Annotated in this window: 1 protein-coding gene; it reads right to left on the reverse strand. The window is 74.2% G+C overall.

What is annotated here, in order from left to right:
• Positions 1-2252, reverse strand: a 2252-nt coding sequence (locus BFF77_RS35780; RefSeq protein ID WP_169922706.1) for an FG-GAP repeat domain-containing protein, incomplete at both ends; no start/stop codon positions are given.

Raw genomic sequence — 2252 nt, forward strand, 5'->3', positions numbered from 1 at the left:
CAGCCGTTCCCCACCGCGCCGGTGGCGCCCAGACCCCAGCCCACCCGGTACGAGACCTGTCCCGCGGACGCGTAGCCGACGATCAGTTCCGGACGGCCGTCACGGTCCAGGTCGGCGACGGCGATGTCACAGGCCGTGACGTCCGGCATCGGATCGGGCAGGGCGAAGGTCTCGGACCAGCCGCCGGTGACCGTGCCGTCCGGAGCGACGTCCCGGCCGATCCGGTAGACCCCGGTCGGGCCCGTCTCCCCGGGCTGCACCGTGAACGCGATGAGGTCGGGACGGCCGTTGCCCGTCAGATCGGCCAGGGCGACGCCCAGTCCGCGGGCCTCGGGACGGAACGGCGGGCTCTGCTTCGACGGGTCGCGCGGGGTCCAGCCCGCCCGGGGCGCGGCGTCGAATCCGAGGTCGCGCCCGACCCTGAGCCGTACCGCGCTCGCGGGTCCCGGCTGGTCCAGTGTCGCCACCAGCATCGAGGCGTACAGGCCGATACGCGGGGCGAAGCGCCATCGGTCGGCGGGAGCCGCGTCGCCGGCGCCACCCTGGCCGCCGAGGTCCTTGGGCTGCCCGTAGTCGATCCACCCGGCACCGGGGCCGCTCAGCGCCAGTCCCCTGGCCTTGCTGACCACGAAGACATGGTTCTGGCTCCGGGGGTCCTCGGTCGCCCAGGGGAAGGCACGGGCCGCCGGATTCTCACCGCGAACGGTCCAGGTCCGTTGCGGGCCGGTGAGGCCGCTCGCCACGGCGACACGTCCGTCGTCGAGGACGGCGTACTGGTAGGCGCGGTTCTGCGGTACGGCGAGAGCCGTTATCGAGCCTTCCGCCGGCCGCCCGAGGGAGCGCCATCGCTGGTTCGGCCGGTCGTACTCCCAGACGTCGAGCGCCCGGGGGCCGGCGAGTTCGTGCACTCCTTCGACGAGCCGTACGGTGTCGGAGGCGTATCGGACCGGCACCAGGGTGTCGGGGAGGAACAGGGCCGTCTCCGTCCCCCCGGGCCGGTAGCGGTCGTACCAGCGCCAGACCCGGTCCGGGTCCAGACGGCGCTCGCACAGGTGGCCCAGGCCCCAAAAGGCCAGGATCACGAAGACCGAGGTGCCGTCGGCCATCGGCGCGGGACGGCCCAGACCTCCCCAGGTCGCGACCGGCGGTCTGCCGTGGGCGATCCACTCACCGGTGTCCAGCCGCATCTGCCACAGGTCGTCGCCGATCGTGACCCACAGCGAGCTCCCCGCCACGGCGGGAGCGGTGCACCGGACACCGGGGTCCGCGGTGCGATGGGTGATCCAGCGCCACCGGTCGCCCTCACGGCGGCGTTCCACCACGAGCTTGGGGCCCTGGGCGAAGGTGATGAACAGCCGCTCTCCCCCGTCGGCCATCGCGAGGCCGGCCACGCCGGCGGACTCGTACGCGTCGGCGACCTCGCCGTGATCACGCCAGCGGCGCTCGCCGGGGAGCACGAAGGTCAGCTCGTAGAGGCGACGGTTCGTGGCGAGGACGAAGGCCCGCCCGTCGTCGGTCACCACCGGGGGGAAGGCCGCCTCGGCGGGAAATTCGAAGTCCCCCCAGTTGGGCGGTACCGGTCCTGGCGGCTTCCACCACGGATCCGCTGTCGCGACCAGCGCGGGGTCGAAGAACTCCAGACTGAAGGGTGAGCCGGACGGATCGCGCAGCATCCCCTCCGGCACTCCTCCCGCCGGGAGCCGCGCAGGTGGCGCGGGGGTGATCTCGTTGGCCGCCAGGGCGTTGACAGCCGTGTCGGTGTCCGCTCCCGGGCGGCTGCCCGTCGACGCCGGGGTCCTGGCCGCCTTGCGGAAGGCGAGTGTGGCCGCGGCGGCGACGGCGGGATTGGCGGCCAGGACCTGGGAGACGGCCGGGGCACCCGTCAGGCCCTGCGCGGCCGGGATCGAACCGTGGACGGCGGAGGTGAGTCCCAGGACCGAGGCGTCCGACAGGGCCCCTGTGCTCCTGGCCGGTGCGCCATCGGGCAGCGCGCGATCGGCCCGTGCGCCGTCAGCCCGTGCGTCGTCCGTCCGTGGTCCGTCCGCTGTCGGGGCGCCGGTCCGCTCCCCCCGGACGGCCGCTTCCCCGCCCCCGATCCGCTTCTCGTGGAGCGCGGTGCCGGCGTCGCGGGCGAGCTGTGCCTGCCGCAGGACGCGGTTGGCCTCGTGGAGCTGAGCCACCTGCTCCCAGACCGCCGCCACCAGGTGCTCCTGGTTCTCGGCGACGATCCGCGCGCCGACACCGGCGACGGC

The sequence above is a fragment of the Streptomyces lushanensis genome (assembly GCF_001700515.1).
Classification (GTDB): domain Bacteria; phylum Actinomycetota; class Actinomycetes; order Streptomycetales; family Streptomycetaceae; genus Streptomyces; species Streptomyces lushanensis.